At 36.0% G+C, this 250-nt stretch carries 1 protein-coding gene; it reads left to right on the forward strand.

What is annotated here, in order from left to right; translation table 11 throughout:
* A partial coding sequence (locus AB1287_RS22440; RefSeq protein WP_435619157.1) for a class I SAM-dependent methyltransferase occupies nucleotides 1-248 on the forward strand: 248 nt, incomplete at its 5' end.
* Nucleotides 249-250 lie beyond the last annotated feature (2 nt).

The raw sequence follows: 250 nt of genomic DNA on the forward strand, positions 1-250 counted from the left end.
ATCTTGAACCTCTTCGTCGTCATTATCAAAAAACGCTTGAAATTTGGAATGAAAATTATCTCGAAGTTTTTGATGAAGTAGAAAAAGAAATGGGTAGACCATTTGCAAGGATGTGGACACTTTATCTTCAAGCCTGCGCTGCAAGTTTTGAAGCTGGAAATATTGATGTTGTTCAATATCTTTTGACTAAAGGTGCTTCAGGTCAAGGTTTGCCAATGACCCGCGAATACATGTTTAAAAAACATTAAGT

The organism is Scandinavium sp. UTDF21-P1B (assembly GCF_040750395.1).
Classification (GTDB): domain Bacteria; phylum Pseudomonadota; class Gammaproteobacteria; order Enterobacterales; family Enterobacteriaceae; genus Scandinavium.